We start from the raw sequence: 13,846 nt of genomic DNA on the forward strand, positions 1-13,846 counted from the left end.
CTTCGCCGGCCTGCCGCCGGTCACGCGAGAAGGGCCAGGAGGTCGTTGACGGTGATCACGGCGCGGGGGAGTCCGGCGTCCACGACGACCGCGGCGCCGGAGTCCCGCAGGACGCCGATCACGTCGGACAGCCGCTGGCCGACGCCGACCGGCGGCAGCGGGGCGGACATGCGCAGCCCCACCTCGTCGTCCGGGCCGATCAGGCCCTGGGCGACGCCCGCGGCGAGATCGGACTCGGTCAGCGCGCCGAGGATCTCCGGCAGGCGCACCGGCGCCTGCGCGGAGGCGACGAGGAGGTGGGCGAGCCCCTGCTCGCGCATCAGCTTGGCCGCGCTCGCCACGCGTTCGCGCGGGTCGACGAAGACCAGCGGACGGGAGTGGCCGGGCCGGGACAGCAGCTCGCCGACCCGCAGGCCCTCCCCGGCCGCGTCGGTGAAGCCGAAGCGCTCGGTCCACTCGTCGTTGAAGATCTTCGACAGGTAGCCGCGCCCGGAGTCGGGGACCAGGACGACGACGAGGTCCTCGGGGCCCAGGTCGCGGGCCAGGTCGAGGGCCGCGGCCACCGCCATGCCGCCCGAGCCGCCGGTGAGGATGCCCTCCTCGCGGGCCAGCCGCCTGGTCAGCGCGATGGAGTCCCGGTCCGTCACGGCGAGGATCCGGTCGACCGCCTCCGGGTCGAAGGACCCGGGGATGGACGGCTGGCCGACGCCCTCGACCACGTACGGGCGGCCCTCGCCGCCGGAGTAGACGGAGCCGTAGGGGTCGGCGCCGACGATGCGGACCCGCCCGCCGGAGACCTCCTTCAGGTAGCGTCCGGTGCCGGAGATGGAGCCCCCGGTGCCGACGCCGGCGACGAAGTGGGTGATCCGGCCCTCGGTCTGCGCCCAGATCTCCGGCCCGGTGGTGTGGTAGTGGGACTGCGGGTTGGCCGCGTTGGCGTACTGGTTGGGGGAGAACGCGCCGGGGATCTCGGCGGCCAGCCGCGCGGCGGTGCTCCGGTAGGACGACGGGTGGTCGACCGGCACCGCGGCCGGGCACACGTGGACCTCGGCCCCGTACGCCCGCAGCAGCGAGATCTTGTCCGTGGAGACCTTGTCCGGGCAGGTGAACACGCAGCGGTACCCGCGCTGTTGGGCGACCAGGGCGAGGCCGACCCCGGTGTTGCCCGAGGTGGGCTCCACGATGGTGCCGCCCGGCGCGAGCAGCCCCCGCTGCTCGGCGTCCCGGATCATCCGCAGGGCGATCCGGTCCTTGGCCGAACCGCCCGGGTTGAAGGACTCCAGCTTGGCCACGATCGTCGGGGCCAGCCCCTCGCTCACCCGGTGCAGCCGTACCAGCGGCGTGTCGCCGATCAGCTCCACCACCGACTCATGCCACGGCATCGCCCTGGCCCCCCTCTCGCTGTTCCTCGGTGCGGTTCTCCGTCGCCGGCGGCGTGATCCGCCGGTACGGGTTGGCGTGCAGCAGACTGGTGCGGATCTCGACCACGACCGGGCCCCCGGCGGCCAGCGCCTTGGCCAGCGCCGGACGGACCGCCGCCGGGCTGTCCACGGTCAGGCCCAGGGCGCCGAAGGACTCGGCGAGCGCCGCGAAGTCCGGGTTCGCCAGGCCGGTGGCGATCGTCCGGCCGGGGTAGTGCCGGTCCTGGTGCATCCGGATCGTGCCGTAGCAGTTGTTGTTCGAGACGATGTAGACGACGGGCAGCTTCCGGGCGCACGCGGTCATCAACTCGCCGCCGTTCATGAGGAATCCGCCGTCGCCGACGACGGCGACGGTGGGCACCCGGTCGCCGCGCAGCGCGGCGCTCACGGCCGCTCCGACGGCGAAGCCCATCGAGCTGGACGAGATCCCGAGCAGCCGGCCCTCCTCGCCGAACCTCAGGTAGCGGTACGTCCAGCTGGTGAACGTCCCGGAGTCGACGACCACGGTGACCTCACCGTTGGTGAGTTCGTCCAGGGCCGCGACGACCGCGCCGAACACCACGCCGTCGGGCGACTCGACCGGCTCCCAGCGGGCCTTCTGCTCCTCGATCCGGTGCAGGTCGGCCATCCACTGGGCGCGCCCGCCGTCCGGGTCGGACGGGGGGAGGTCGACCAGCTCGCGCAGGAAGGCCGTCGGGTCCGCGGCGACGCCGACGGCAGGCTGGTGGAACAGGCCGATCCGGGCCTGGTCCGGGTGGACGTGGATCAGGCGCTGGTGCGGGCCGGGCGTCGGGAAGCGCCGCCCGGTGGTGCTGGTGTCCAGCCGGGTCCCCACCGCCAGCACCAGGTCGGCCCGTTCCAGTTCGGCGAGTTGGCTCGGCTGGGTGTTGTTGTGCAGGTGGCCGGCGAAGGCCGGGTGCCGGTTGGGCAGCAGGTGCTGGTTCTTGTTGCTGGTGATCACCGGGATCCGGTGCGCCTCCGCGACCTCGCGCAGCAGCCGGCGGCCCTGCGGGCCCTCCAGCCGGGCGCCGGCGAGGATCAGCGGACGCCGGGCCCCGGCGAGCAGCTCCTGGATCCGGCGGCTGCTCTCCCGGTCCGGCACGGACGCGCCGTGCACGGTGCGCCGCGACGGGACGGCCCGCGGGTCGGGCAGCGACCAGACGTCCTCGGGGACGGCGATGACCACCGGACCCGGGGTGCCGGACTCGGCGACCTGCACGGCCCGGGCCACGAACTCGGCCGTGGCGGCGGGCTCGTGCAGCCGCCAGACCGCCTTGGCCATGCCGCCCAGGTGCCGGCCCAGGTCGATCCCCTGGAAGGGTTCGCGGTCCGTCTCGGCCAGCGGGACGTCACCGACGATCAGCACCAGCGGCGTCGCGTCCTCCGCGGCGGCGTGCACCGCGATCGCGGCGTTGGTGGCGCCGGGCCCGCGGCTGACCAGGCAGACACCCGCCCGCCCGGTCAGCTTGGCGTCGGCCACCGCCATGAAGGCGGCGGAGCCCTCGTGCCGACAGGTCACCACATCGACCTCGGGCATGTCGTACAGCGCGTCGAGCAGGGGGAGATAGCTCTCCCCAGCGACGCAGAACACCCGGTCGACGCCGTGCAGGTGCAGGCTGGCCGCCAGCGTGTGGGCGACGGTGCGCGGTCGGTCCGGCCCGCCCGGGGTGGTCACGGCGTTCGCCATGGTGGGACTCCTTGGCCCTTAGGCGCGGGGATCAGCCCGCGGATGGGGTGGACGGCGGAAGGTACTCGGCGGTCGCCAGCGACGGCGGGTAGATGATCGCCGAGTCGTCGAAGCTCTGGCCGTGCTTCTGGTACTGGAGGAGCTGCAGCTCCGGGGCGTTGTGGTGCCAGTGGGCGGGGCCGCGCTCGAAGCGCAGCGGACCGCGCCAGGTCTCGAACTCCATGGCCTCCAGGGCGTCCAGGAGGTCCTCGCGGCTGTCCGAGCGGGCGGCGTCGAGCGCCTTGGCGATGATGGTGACGTCGGTGAAGTGGGTGAGCGCGGTGTCCGGCGGGAAGGTGCCGTAGCGCTCGACGTACCGGTCGATGAACCAGTGCGCCAGGTCGGTCAGGCCGTCCCAGGACGGGCGGTAGCGCATGGCCGGCCACATGGTGCCGACGCCCTCCTCGCCGGTGAGGCGCCAGAAGTCGTCGGAGCGCAGCGGGAAGCCGAAGGTGACCATCATCGGGGTGCTCGGCCGCAGGCCGACCTCCCGGGCCTGCTCGATGATCATGTAGTTGGTCTTGATGACCGCGCCGTTGATGAACAGGTCGGGCTCGAACGCCTTGATGGCGCGCAGCTGCTCGCGGAAGTCGGTGGTGTCGTCCTGGGGGAAGTCGAACCGCAGGAACTCCATGCCGTGCCGCTGGGTGCCGTACTCGACCAGGGTGTCGGCCATCTGACCGCCGAACACGGTGTCCGCCGCGAGCAGGCCGATCCGCTTCATGCCGATCGAGGCCGCGAAGTCCAGCATCACCGGCACGCGGTCGGCGATCGAGAAGTACGAGCGGAACACGTTGCGGCGCTTCTGCGCGGTGATCAGGCTGTGGCCGTTCTCGACGAAGATCGGCAGGTTGTAGCGCTCGGCCACGTCGACCACCCACGGGGTGGTCCGCAGGTGCCACTGCCCCATGGCGGCCACCACGTTGTCCACCAGCGCCAGCTTGGTCATCTGCGCGGCCGAGGACTTGGCCATGCCCTCCTCGGCGGCCGTGGCCTGGTCGTCGTAGAGGACGAACTCGATCTGCCGGCCGCCGCGGGTGCCGCCGTGCTCGCGCACGTACTCGGCGCCCAGCACCGCCCCGCGGGTGACGAGCTCGCCGGCGGTCGGGTCGCCGGGCTCGTTCAGCGGGGTGATGATCCCGATGCGAACGGGGTTCTCCCCGGCGTGCTGGTTGCTGGCCGCGATGTTCTCACGGGCCCGGCTCTCGAAGGTGGACTCGGTCGTGGTCACAGTGTCAACTCCCCTGGCATGGTGGCGATCACAGACTGAACTCGGTGAGATAAGGGGCGAACCGCTCCTTGATTCCTTGCTCGGTGAGGCCGAACTCTTGCGGGGTGTAGCGGTGCTTGCCGGTCGTCGCGTCGTTCTCGGCGGCCATGAAGGCCGTCATCCGCCGCCGGGCCTCCGCCGTCAGCGGCACGCCGATGTAGTCGCAGACCCGCTCGGCGGTTCCCAGCGGATCGCCGACGACGTCCCGGAAGCGCAGGTCCAGCGGCGGCGTGCTGGTCGAACTCCGGCCCTGCTTCAGGCCGTTCAGCGCCTCGGCGGCGCTGTCCAGCCAGTAGCTGCCGATCTCCTCGCGGTCCACCGTGTCGCTGCGGGCGGCCCGCACCGTGGCCGTCAGGCTGCACACGCTGGGCACCGCGACGGACGGGTCGCGGTGCAGGCGGATCACCTTCGCGTCCGGGTAGACCTTGGCCAGGTCGTCGCCGTACCAGAGGTGCGACGGGCACTTCAGCAGGACCGGCGCGCCGGGCCGGCGCCACAGCACCGTCCGCAGCTGCTCCTGGTGGAAGGCGTACGCCGGGACCATCGACTGCTCGCGCAGCCACTGGGCGTAGCCCGGGATCCGGTAGCGCAGCGCGTAGATGAAGTGGCGGAAGGAGTTGGCGGTCAGCCGGTGGCACTCCTCCGGCAGGTGCGACTGGAGCAGGTGGATCGACCGGAAGTCCGGAGCCGCGCGGTAGTACTCGGCGATGTACGCCTCGCAGGCGGCCACCAGCTCCTCGTCCGGCGCGGACGAGCCGGGCGCCATGGTCTCCCAGAGCGCCGGCGAGCGCAGGTCCGGGTGCTGGGCCAGCAGGTGCTGGAGGAAGGTGGTGCCGGTCCGCAGCAGGCCCGTGATGAACACCGGCTGCACCTGCACCTGGTCCAGCCCGGGGACCTCCCGCGTCATCCGCCGGACCCGCAGCTGGGTGACCAGGGAGGCCACCAGCGCGGCCCGGGCCCGCTCCCGGCCCTGCCGGTGCAGCCCGGCCTCGGCGTCGATCGCGCCGGCCAGCTGCTCCAGTTCCGGAAGGAAGCCCAGCGGGGTCTCCTCGTCGCCCTGGAGGCGACGTGCCTCGGCGACCAGCGCTCCCGGATCCAGGTCCGTGCCCTCCATGGACCGACGGCCCCCGCCATTCTCCGTCATGCCCCACTGCCTTCCGTCGGATTAATCTGGTCGACCGGTACCGACTCGCTCGACCGGGCCCTCACCGGGCCGGAAACATTCCACTCGCGGTATCGACCAGCTCACCGTAGGCGAATGCACCTGACGGGCCGCTGATGCATAACTGACCAGGTTGACCTCCGGAAACTCTTGCTGTGCTCTTCGGGGCTGTGCGATAACTGGTGGAAAACTCGTCACGCATCCCAGCTTTGAAGGGCGGAAGCGGCATGGCCGATAATTATGCAGAGTCGGACAAGGCGCTCGAGGCAATTCAGAAATACACCGTCGCAGACAATCCGAGCGCATTCCTCGCGGTCAACAGCGGGAACAGCTACTTCAGTTCGCCGAGTTCACCGGGCGTCATCGTCTACCGGCCGACCGGCCGCTACCTCGTGCAGTTCGGCGGCCCGTTCGCACCGGCCGAGTCCAGGGCCGCGCTGCTGAAGGACTTCGTGGCGTTCGCCGCGGAACAGGACCGGACGATCGTCGCCGTGCAGGTCCAGGACGCGGACGCCGAGCCGTATCTCGAACAGGGCTTCACGATCAACCAGATGGGCGCCTCGTACGCCATCGACCTGAGCACGTTCTCGCTGCGCGGCACCGCGTTCATGCAGCTGCGCAACAAGATCGCCCGCTCCCTGCGCAGCGGCCTGGAGGTCCGCGAGGTGCCGCTGGACGACTGGGAGGACCAGATGCGCGCCCTCGACGCCAGCTGGCTCGGCACCAAGGGCGAGGGCGTCAAGCAGCTCGAGTTCCTGGTCGGCCAGTACGGCGGCCACTACCAGTCGATGCGCCGGCTCTTCGTCGGCATCCTGGACGGCAAGCTGGCGGGCTACATCACCTACTCGCCGGTCTACGGCGCCCAGCCCGGCTGGCTGCACGACCTGACCCGCCGCCTCCCCAGCGGGCCGCCCGGGGTGATGGAGGCGATCAACAAGACCGCCATCGACGTCTTCACCGCGGAGGGCGTGAAGTTCCTGCACTTCGGGTTCACGCCGTTCACCTCGCTGGACAAGCGGCCGCAGCTGCCCGGGCACAGCGAGGCGTTCCACTGGTTCATGAGCCACCTGTGGGAGAACGGCGCCGCCGTCTACCCGGCGCAGACCCAGCTCGCCTACAAGCAGAAGTGGGCGCCGGGCATCGTCCTCCCGGAGAACATCGCCTTCCAGCACGGCGCGAGCATCCCGTCGCTGGTCCACATCTTCCGCGCCTGCAACGCGGTCTGACGGCGGGCTCCCGCACCGGCGGGAGCCGCAGACCGGATCGAGAAGGTCACACCGACCGACCAACCCAGGAGGAGGTCCAGATGTCCGAGGAGATCGACGCCGCGGGGCAGCGAGTCTTCGAAATGTTCGGCGCCGTGGCCGCGGCGCCCGACGACCGGGAGACCGGGGCGCTCGCGGACGAGGCGCTCGCCGCGCTCGACGCGCTGCTGGCCGCCCAGTAGCAAGCAGCACGCCGGCGCCCGAGGGCGCCGGCGTGGGACCGAGCGGGGGCTTCCGGACTCAGACCGGGAGCCCCCGCTCGGTGAGTTCCAGGGACTGCCAGAAGTACCACGTCGCCACCGACCGGTACGGGCGCCAGAGCGCGGCCCGCTCCTCGATCTGCTGACGCGACGCCTGCTCGGCGAGGCGGAACACCCGCGCGAAGCCGCTGCGCAGCCCGAGGTCGTCCACCGGCAGCACGTCGGCGCGGCCCAGCCGGAACATCAGGAACATCTGCGCCGACCAGCGGCCGATCCCGCGCACCGACGACAGGCAGGCGACGACCCCCTCGTCCTCCATCGCGCCGATCGCCTCCAGCTCCGGCAGCGCGCCGGAGTCGACCTTGTGCGCGAGGTCGCGGAGGGCGGCGATCTTCGGCCGGGACAGGCCGACCGACCGCAGCTGCTCGTCGGCGGCGCCGAGCACGTGCTCGGGGCGCAGCACGAGGCCCGGCCCGGGGAGCAGCAGCGCGCACAGCCGGCCGTGGATGGTGGCCGCGGCCTTGGTCGACAGCTGCTGGAACACGATGGCCTCCGCGAGGGCGGAGAAGACGCTCGCCGTCGCGTTGAGCTCCATCGTGAAGGGGCCGACGGCGTCGATCACCCCGGCCAGGCCGGGGTCCGAGCCGCGCAGGTAGGCGACGGCCGCGGCGGGGTCGAAGCGGAACCCGTCGGGCGCCGGGCCGGTCGGCAGCGCCCCGGCCTCGGCGGCGCGTTCGAGCGCCAGCAGGCCCAGCTTCGTGGTCACTCCGCCGCTCGCCGAGAAACCGCCGGGCCTGCCGCCGGCCGCGACCACGCGGTGGCAGGGGACGACGACGGCGAAGGGGTTGCGGCCGAGCGCCTGGCCGACGGCGCGGGCGGCGCCCGGGCGGCCGAGCTGCTGGGCGACCTCGCCGTAGGTGAGGGTCCGGCCGGGCGGGATCGACCGCGCGAGCTCGTACACCTGTCGGTGGAAGGGCGACACGCCGGACATGTCCAGGCCGATGGCCGACAGGTCGCTGTCGCCGCCCCGCAGGTGGAGCGCGATGTCGGCGGCCGCGGCCCGCACGGGGGGCGGCGGCGACGCCTCGGCCGCTCCCGGCACGGCCCGGGCCGCGTGCTCGCGGGTTCTCTCCCGGTCGTCGCCCGGCAGTGCCACGCAGACCACGCCGCGCTCGTTCCAGGCGATCCCGCACTCGCCGATCGCGGTGTCGAAAAGTGTGAATCCGTGCTTCATGTCCTGTGGATCCCCTCGTCCTCCCCGGCGCACGCCTCGTCCGCCCCGGCCGGCCCGTGGGCCGAACACGGCGGCGGCAATCCGGAGGAACCGGATTGCCGCCGCCGTGGTTGCGCTGTCGTCAGGCCGCGCAGATACAGAACTCGTTGCCGTCGAGGTCCTTCAGGACGACCCAGCCGTCGTAGGCCTGGACCTCGGTGGCGCCGAGCTCCTTCAGGCGCGCGACCTCACCGTCGAGGTCGGCGGTGGAGAAGTCCAGGTGCAGCCGGTTCTTGCCCTCGCGCTGCTCGGGAACGAGCTGCAGGGAAATCGCGGCAGTGCCCTTCTCGGAGGCATCGAAGTACACGGTGGAATCGTCCGCGGAGGACACCGAGAAGCCGGTGGCCGCCTGCCAGAATTCCGTGGCCCGCTTCAGGTCGTTGGTGTCGATGCAGACGTTGCTGACCTGAATACCCATCTATTCCTCCTCAGATGCTGCCCATCAATTCGAACGGGCCGGGCCGGTCCGGCTCGGCCCATTCGCCACTCTGTCTACAGGATGCGGGGTGCCTGTGCACGCAGGAGGTCAATCGCCTCGGGAATCCCCATATACCGCAGGCGAGATTCGGCCAGTTCGTCGTTCCACTTGGCCGCCAGGTCCCAGCGGGACTGCGCGGTGGTGTCCAGCAGCATGGTGCCGGGGAAGAGCTCGAAGCCTTCCAGCACGTCACGGCGCTGGAGCATGCCCTCCTGGAACAGCTCCTCGCGGTGCATGACGAACTCGCGGTCGTTGATCTCGCCCCACAGCTCGCGGCCGCGGTGCAGGATGCCGATCACGTGCTCGCGCTCCTCGGGGTGCTTGATCAGGTGCTCGCGCACGATCGAGCTGCCCACGGCGAGGTGCCGGATCTCGTCGATCGCGGCGCCGCGGGCGATCTCGCCGGCCACCGGGTCGAGCACGCCCCACTTGCGCTCGCTGAGCTCGGTGGACGCGGCCAGCACGCCCTCGATGATGATGGCGAACGCCACCACGCCGCCGATGAAGTCGCCCTCGGTGCGGGTGATCTGCTGCGCGAACTCCTTGATCGGCCGCAGCACCTGCTTCTCGTAGTCCGCGCCGACGGTGCGGATCCAGTCCATCAGGCCTTCCTTGGGGAGGCCCAGGTTGAGCAGGTGGTCCCGGAAGATCATGTGATGCCGGGCCTCGTCCAGCAGCTGGGTGGAGAAGAACTCCAGCTCCTTGACGCCGGGCGCGGTGGCCACGTAGTCGGCCAGCACCTTGGTGGCGGCCTCCTCGTCCAGGGCGCGGTACGCCAGCTCCAGGCGCAGCGCCTCGCGCAGCGGACCGGGCTCCCGCATGTACTCGGGGGTGACGACGTCCGCGGAGTAGCCCCGCGGGCGGCCGGCCAGGGTGCCCTGGGCCACCGCGCTGAACCAGTAGCCCAGGTCGCACTGTTCGAGGGTCAGCGGCAGCGAGCCGGCGCCTTCGAGCAGGCCGGGGGCGTCGTGCCAGTCGGCCTCGAGCGGAATGCCGTTCGTCATCTCTACTCCTTCGTCGTCACAGCTGGGTGGTGTGGAAGTTCTCGAGCCCCTCGTCGCGGAGCCCGCCGGCGAACGTGAGCAGCGGAGCTCCGTCGTCGGCCAGGCCGGACAGGACCTCGGCGATGATCAGGTGGTGGTCGCCGATCAGCTGACAGCCCGTCAGGTTGCAGGCCAGGTGGGCGAGGCTGCCGTCGATCAGCGGTGCGCCCGTGAGCGGGTCGGCCGTCCAGTCGACTCCGGCGAACTGGTCGTCCCCGCGACCGCGCGAGGAGCCGAACGTCCTTGCCACCGTGGCCTGTTCGGTGGACAGAACATTGACTGAAAACACACCCACTTTTCGGGCAAGTGCAGTAAACGTGGACGGCGTCCGCAGGCACACGCCCAGGACGAGCGGGTCCCGGGAGATCGGTACGAGCGCGCTCACCGTGGTGCCGTGCCGCACCGTGCCGTCGCTCACGGTCAGGACCGTGACGCCCGAGGCGAAGCGGCGCAGCGCCCGGCGGCTCTCGTCCTGGCCGGCGATCCGATCGTCTGGGGAAAGGGTCGGTCGACCGCTCCCCGGGACGGGGTTCACCGACCGGCCTCCGGCACGAGGGCGTCCGACTCGTCGGCCGCGCCCGGGCCCGGCACGAGGCCGCCGACGCCCTGCGCGCGGGCGCTCAGCCGCGCGGCCAGCCGCGGGTAGAACGGGTCGGTGGCGGGCTCGAACGGGAGGCCGAACGGCTTCAGGAAGTTGCCGAACAGGCCACGGTCGCCGAGCACGTGGAACGGGATCGCCAGCAGGGCCCACTCCGGGCCCACCAGCCACAGCCACAGGCCGATGACCACGGTCTGGGTGATCAGGCTGTGCATGGTGTTGTACAGCACGTAGTACGTCTTGGGAATACGCCCGTCCGCGCTCCGCCGGAAGGCGATGGCGCCCGGAATGTATCCGATCAGGTCGATGTACGCGAACAGCGCCACGAAGGGGATCCAGCGAATCTCCCCGAAGTGCACGATGATCAGCACGATCGACAGCACGAAACCGACGAGGTACTCCGCGCGGTGCAGCTTGAACGTATTCGGCGACTCGAACGGATTTCTCTGGTCCACGATTTCCTCCCGGGCGGCCGAGGCCGACGGTTGACTGGGTTTTCAGGACAGCCGCAGGGCATTGCCTTCGAAGTACTCGACCAGCTCGGTGGCGAGGCTGCCGCGGGACGGCGGGTGGAAGGCCAGCGCCCGGATCACCGAGGCCAGGTACGCGACGTCGGGGGAGCCGATGAAGGCCATGCCGCCGAGCATCTCGGTGGCGGCGTCCACCGTCGCGGCCAGCAGGTCCTGCGTCGCGTAGCGCGCGACCAGGACCAGGGCGACGGCCTCGTCGCCCTGCACGCCGGCGGCGATGGCGCGGGCGGCCCCCTCCTGGAGGTCGATCGCCGCCTGGAGCCGGACCGACAGCGCGGCGCGGTCGCTCTCGCTGCCCCGCTTCTGCTCCAGCACGCGGCTCACCAGCGTCGCCGCCACGCCGGTGTAGGCCGAGGTGGCCAGCAGCTCGAACCAGGTGAAGCCGTTGGTCTGCAGGTCGTCGAGCCGGTGGAGGTCGTCCGGCGTGCTGCTGATCACCAGCTCCTCCGGCACCAGCACGTCCGTCAGCCGGACCAGGTCGCTCTGCGACGCGGCCAGGGCGGGCGTGGCCCAGAAGGGCTCCACGGTGATGCCGGCGGAGTCGGCCGGGATCAGCAGCAGGGCGAGGTGCCCGTGGCCCTCGTCGTCGGTGACCGCGACGCTGGCGGTCAGCAGGTCCATCGAGCGGGACAGGCTGCACGGCTTCTTCGCGCCGTTGACCCGGTAGCCGCCGTCACCGGTGCGCTCGGCCACCACCGAGGGCAGCAGGATGTTCTGGTCGGTCCGGCCCTCGGCCCAGGCGGAGGAGAGCAGCAGCCCGTCCGTGGCGACCGAGCCGAGCAGCTTGCGCTGCTCCGCGGTGAGCCGGTCGGCCGTCTCGGCGAGCTTGAACAGCATGGCCACCGTGAAGTGGTGCATGACGGTGGCCACGCCCAGCGACGGCGAGAGCGCACCGAGCATCCGCTGGACGCGGACCGCTTCGAGCGGGCCGGCGGCCTGCCCGCCGAATTCGGCGGGCACCAGGAGACCTGCCCCGCCGTGGGCGCGGAATATCTCCACGACCTGGCTGTCGGCGGCCTCGCGCTCGGCCAGCGGTATGGCCTCCAGCGCCGCTGCAAGATTCGGTTGGAATTTCTCGCACGCCTCTCGCGCGGACGTCAGAAATCGCATTGGTGGCCTTCCCCCTCAAATCCGGAGACAAATCTGGACAGTCGGCGACGGTTCATGATTATGTCAGCGGTCGACTGACGCCTTCCTGACGCTCAGCTGATCCTGGTATTCCGTGCCGGACCAATCCGTCAGCGTGCGGTCAGCGCCGGTCATTACTTTTGGTGAAATGAATCACGATGAAAGGGCGTTCCTCACACACGCGGCCGCCCAGGCGATGAACTACCTGGACAGCCTGTCCGAACGGCACGTCGGCGCCACCGCGGGAGCCGACGATCTGATGAAGCTGCTGGGCGGCCCGCTGCCCGGCGCCTCGACGGCCCCCCTGGAGACGATCGGCCTGCTCGCCCGCGCGGCGGCCGAGGGCGGGGTGGTCGCCAGCTCGGGACCGCGCTACTTCGGGTACGTCGTCGGTGGAACGCTGCCCGTGGCCGTCGCCGCGGACTGGATCGCCACCGCCTGGGACCAGAACGCCGGGATCTTCGACCTCGGGCCGGCCGTGGCCACCGCCGAGCACGTCGCCGCCGGCTGGCTCGTCGACCTGTTCGGCCTGCCCGCGGGGACCACGGTCGGATTCCCCACCGGCTGCGCGATGGCGCACATGACCGCGCTGGCCGCGGCCCGCCACCACGTACTGGCCCGGGCGGGCTGGGACGTCGAACGGTTCGGCCTGCAGACCGCGCCGACCCTGAACATCGTCGTCGGCGCCCAGCGGCACCTCACCGTCGACCTCGCGCTGCGCTACCTGGGCTTCGGCACGGAGCAGCTGCACGTGGTGCCCGCGGACGCCGAGGGCCGGCTGCAGGCCGGCGAACTCGAGGGCCTGCTCGCCGGCCTCGACGGGCCGACCATCGTCATCGCGCAGGCCGGCGACGTCAACTCCGGCGCCATCGACCCGATCGCGGAGATCTGCGAGGTGGCCCACCGGCACGACGCCTGGGTCCACGTGGACGGCGCGTTCGGCCTCTGGGCGGCGGCGAGCCCCAAGCTGCGCCACCTGGTGGCCGGCGTGGAGCGCGCGGACTCCTGGGCGACCGACGCGCACAAGTGGCTCAACGTCCCCTACGACTGCGGCCTGGTGTTCGTCGCGCACCCGCAGGCGCACCAGTCCGCGATGCTGCACACCCGCGCCGACTACCTGCCGCCGGGCACCCCGGGGGAGCGGGACAGCATCGAGTGGGTGCCCGAGCTGTCCCGGCGCGCCCGCAGCCTGCCGGTGTGGGCGGCCCTGCGCAGCCTCGGCCGGTCCGGCGTGGCCGAGATGATCGAGGGCTGCTGCGACCACGCCCAGCGGTTCGTCCGGGCCTTCGACGGCGAGCCGCAGGTCGAGATCGTCAACGAGGTCGTGCTCAACCAGGTCCTGGTCCGGTTCGGCGACGACGACGCGATCACCCGCGGCGTGATCGCCCGGCTCCAGGCCGGCGGCGAGTGCTGGTTCGGTGAGACGGTCTGGGGCGGACGGGTCGCCATGCGCGTCTCGATCACCTCCTGGCGGACCACGGCGCAGGACATGGACCGCACCATCGCCGCGATCCGCGTCGCCCTCGACGAGACGCTCCGTGCGGCCGGAAAGGCGAACTGACAGGCTCTCGACCGCGAACGCGGAACAGGGGCGCCCGGCCAGGCCGGGCGCCCCTTTCCTCGTGTCCGACGGCTCGTCACCGCAGGGATCCGGGAGTGTGCGCCGGTGGTGGCAGCACGACGACCCCGCAGGCCCGGCGGACCGGGCCTGCGGGGTCGTCGTGCCGGGCCGTGACGCGGGGAGGGTCAGGC

At 71.6% G+C, this 13,846-nt stretch carries 13 protein-coding genes; 3 read left to right on the forward strand and 10 right to left on the reverse strand.

All coding sequences use genetic code 11. From position 1 onward, the window contains the following. Nucleotides 1-20: 20 nt before the first annotated feature. From ACI1MP_RS20975 to ACI1MP_RS20990, 4 genes are read right to left on the reverse strand one after another with little or no spacing between them, the layout of a single operon-like run. On the reverse strand, nucleotides 21-1,382 hold the full coding sequence (locus tag ACI1MP_RS20975; protein WP_380335735.1) for a cystathionine beta-synthase: 1,362 nt from the start codon (nucleotides 1,380-1,382) through the stop codon (nucleotides 21-23). Continuing rightward, nucleotides 1,369-3,108 carry a thiamine pyrophosphate-dependent enzyme gene (locus tag ACI1MP_RS20980; protein WP_404869236.1) on the reverse strand — a complete coding sequence of 580 codons (1,740 nt, stop codon included), beginning with the start codon at nucleotides 3,106-3,108 and terminating at the stop codon, nucleotides 1,369-1,371. The genes ACI1MP_RS20975 and ACI1MP_RS20980 overlap by 14 nt, the downstream gene beginning before the upstream one ends. Nucleotides 3,109-3,139: 31 nt before the next feature. Continuing rightward, complete coding sequence (locus ACI1MP_RS20985; protein WP_100588206.1) at nucleotides 3,140-4,378, reverse strand: ABC transporter substrate-binding protein; 1,239 nt, start codon at nucleotides 4,376-4,378, stop codon at nucleotides 3,140-3,142. Nucleotides 4,379-4,406: 28 nt separating this feature from the next. Beyond that, the gene (locus tag ACI1MP_RS20990; protein ID WP_380335742.1) at nucleotides 4,407-5,531 is read right to left on the reverse strand and encodes a sulfotransferase family protein; all 1,125 of its coding nucleotides are present in this window, start codon (nucleotides 5,529-5,531) and stop codon (nucleotides 4,407-4,409) included. A gap of 275 nt (nucleotides 5,532-5,806) precedes the next feature. On the opposite strand from ACI1MP_RS20990, the gene ACI1MP_RS20995 reads away from it, so the two are divergent. Both ACI1MP_RS20995 and ACI1MP_RS21000 read left to right on the forward strand, forming a co-directional pair. Continuing rightward, nucleotides 5,807-6,805, forward strand: a complete 999-nt coding sequence (locus ACI1MP_RS20995) for a bifunctional lysylphosphatidylglycerol flippase/synthetase MprF (RefSeq protein WP_052509654.1) — start codon at nucleotides 5,807-5,809, stop codon at nucleotides 6,803-6,805. An 80-nt stretch (nucleotides 6,806-6,885) separates the two neighbouring features. Further along, nucleotides 6,886-7,026, forward strand: a complete 141-nt coding sequence (locus tag ACI1MP_RS21000) for a hypothetical protein (protein ID WP_167349409.1) — start codon at nucleotides 6,886-6,888, stop codon at nucleotides 7,024-7,026. Between the two features lie 58 nt (nucleotides 7,027-7,084). Here the strand turns inward: ACI1MP_RS21000 and ACI1MP_RS21005 are convergent, their stop codons facing one another. The 6 genes from ACI1MP_RS21005 to ACI1MP_RS21030 form a co-directional block, all read right to left on the reverse strand. Further along, nucleotides 7,085-8,278 carry a methylated-DNA--[protein]-cysteine S-methyltransferase gene (locus ACI1MP_RS21005; protein ID WP_404869237.1) on the reverse strand — a complete coding sequence of 398 codons (1,194 nt, stop codon included), beginning with the start codon at nucleotides 8,276-8,278 and terminating at the stop codon, nucleotides 7,085-7,087. A gap of 121 nt (nucleotides 8,279-8,399) precedes the next feature. Continuing rightward, entirely contained in the window at nucleotides 8,400-8,735 is a 336-nt protein-coding gene (locus ACI1MP_RS21010; RefSeq protein WP_189276597.1) for a VOC family protein, read from the reverse strand. A 74-nt stretch (nucleotides 8,736-8,809) separates the two neighbouring features. After that, complete coding sequence (locus ACI1MP_RS21015) at nucleotides 8,810-9,799, reverse strand: VlmB-like protein (protein WP_380335749.1); 990 nt, start codon at nucleotides 9,797-9,799, stop codon at nucleotides 8,810-8,812. Between the two features lie 16 nt (nucleotides 9,800-9,815). Continuing rightward, entirely contained in the window at nucleotides 9,816-10,373 is a 558-nt protein-coding gene (locus tag ACI1MP_RS21020) for a flavin reductase family protein (RefSeq protein WP_380335751.1), read from the reverse strand. Beyond that, the gene (locus ACI1MP_RS21025; protein WP_100588212.1) at nucleotides 10,370-10,891 is read right to left on the reverse strand and encodes a hypothetical protein; all 522 of its coding nucleotides are present in this window, start codon (nucleotides 10,889-10,891) and stop codon (nucleotides 10,370-10,372) included. Before ACI1MP_RS21025 ends, ACI1MP_RS21020 begins: the two co-directional genes overlap by 4 nt. A gap of 42 nt (nucleotides 10,892-10,933) precedes the next feature. After that, nucleotides 10,934-12,076 carry an acyl-CoA dehydrogenase family protein gene (locus tag ACI1MP_RS21030; RefSeq protein WP_404869238.1) on the reverse strand — a complete coding sequence of 381 codons (1,143 nt, stop codon included), beginning with the start codon at nucleotides 12,074-12,076 and terminating at the stop codon, nucleotides 10,934-10,936. 166 nt (nucleotides 12,077-12,242) lie between these two features. Between ACI1MP_RS21030 and ACI1MP_RS21035 the strand changes: the two genes are divergently transcribed. Beyond that, nucleotides 12,243-13,655 carry an aminotransferase class V-fold PLP-dependent enzyme gene (locus ACI1MP_RS21035; protein WP_043914999.1) on the forward strand — a complete coding sequence of 471 codons (1,413 nt, stop codon included), beginning with the start codon at nucleotides 12,243-12,245 and terminating at the stop codon, nucleotides 13,653-13,655. The last annotated feature ends 191 nt before the right edge of the window (nucleotides 13,656-13,846 follow it).

This window comes from Kitasatospora griseola (assembly GCF_044999035.1).
Classification (GTDB): domain Bacteria; phylum Actinomycetota; class Actinomycetes; order Streptomycetales; family Streptomycetaceae; genus Kitasatospora; species Kitasatospora griseola.

Coding starts and splice junctions, on each gene's coding strand:
- ACI1MP_RS20975 (WP_380335735.1), bottom strand. CDS start 1,382: ATGCCGTGGCATGAGTCGGTGGTGGAGCTGATCGGCGACACGCCGCTG.
- ACI1MP_RS20980 (WP_404869236.1), bottom strand. CDS start 3,108: ATGGCGAACGCCGTGACCACCCCGGGCGGGCCGGACCGACCGCGCACC.
- ACI1MP_RS20990 (WP_380335742.1), bottom strand. CDS start 5,531: ATGGAGGGCACGGACCTGGATCCGGGAGCGCTGGTCGCCGAGGCACGT.
- ACI1MP_RS20995 (WP_052509654.1), top strand. CDS start 5,807: ATGGCCGATAATTATGCAGAGTCGGACAAGGCGCTCGAGGCAATTCAG.
- ACI1MP_RS21000 (WP_167349409.1), top strand. CDS start 6,886: ATGTCCGAGGAGATCGACGCCGCGGGGCAGCGAGTCTTCGAAATGTTC.
- ACI1MP_RS21005 (WP_404869237.1), bottom strand. CDS start 8,278: ATGAAGCACGGATTCACACTTTTCGACACCGCGATCGGCGAGTGCGGG.
- ACI1MP_RS21010 (WP_189276597.1), bottom strand. CDS start 8,735: ATGGGTATTCAGGTCAGCAACGTCTGCATCGACACCAACGACCTGAAG.
- ACI1MP_RS21015 (WP_380335749.1), bottom strand. CDS start 9,799: ATGACGAACGGCATTCCGCTCGAGGCCGACTGGCACGACGCCCCCGGC.
- ACI1MP_RS21030 (WP_404869238.1), bottom strand. CDS start 12,076: ATGCGATTTCTGACGTCCGCGCGAGAGGCGTGCGAGAAATTCCAACCG.
- ACI1MP_RS21035 (WP_043914999.1), top strand. CDS start 12,243: ATGAATCACGATGAAAGGGCGTTCCTCACACACGCGGCCGCCCAGGCG.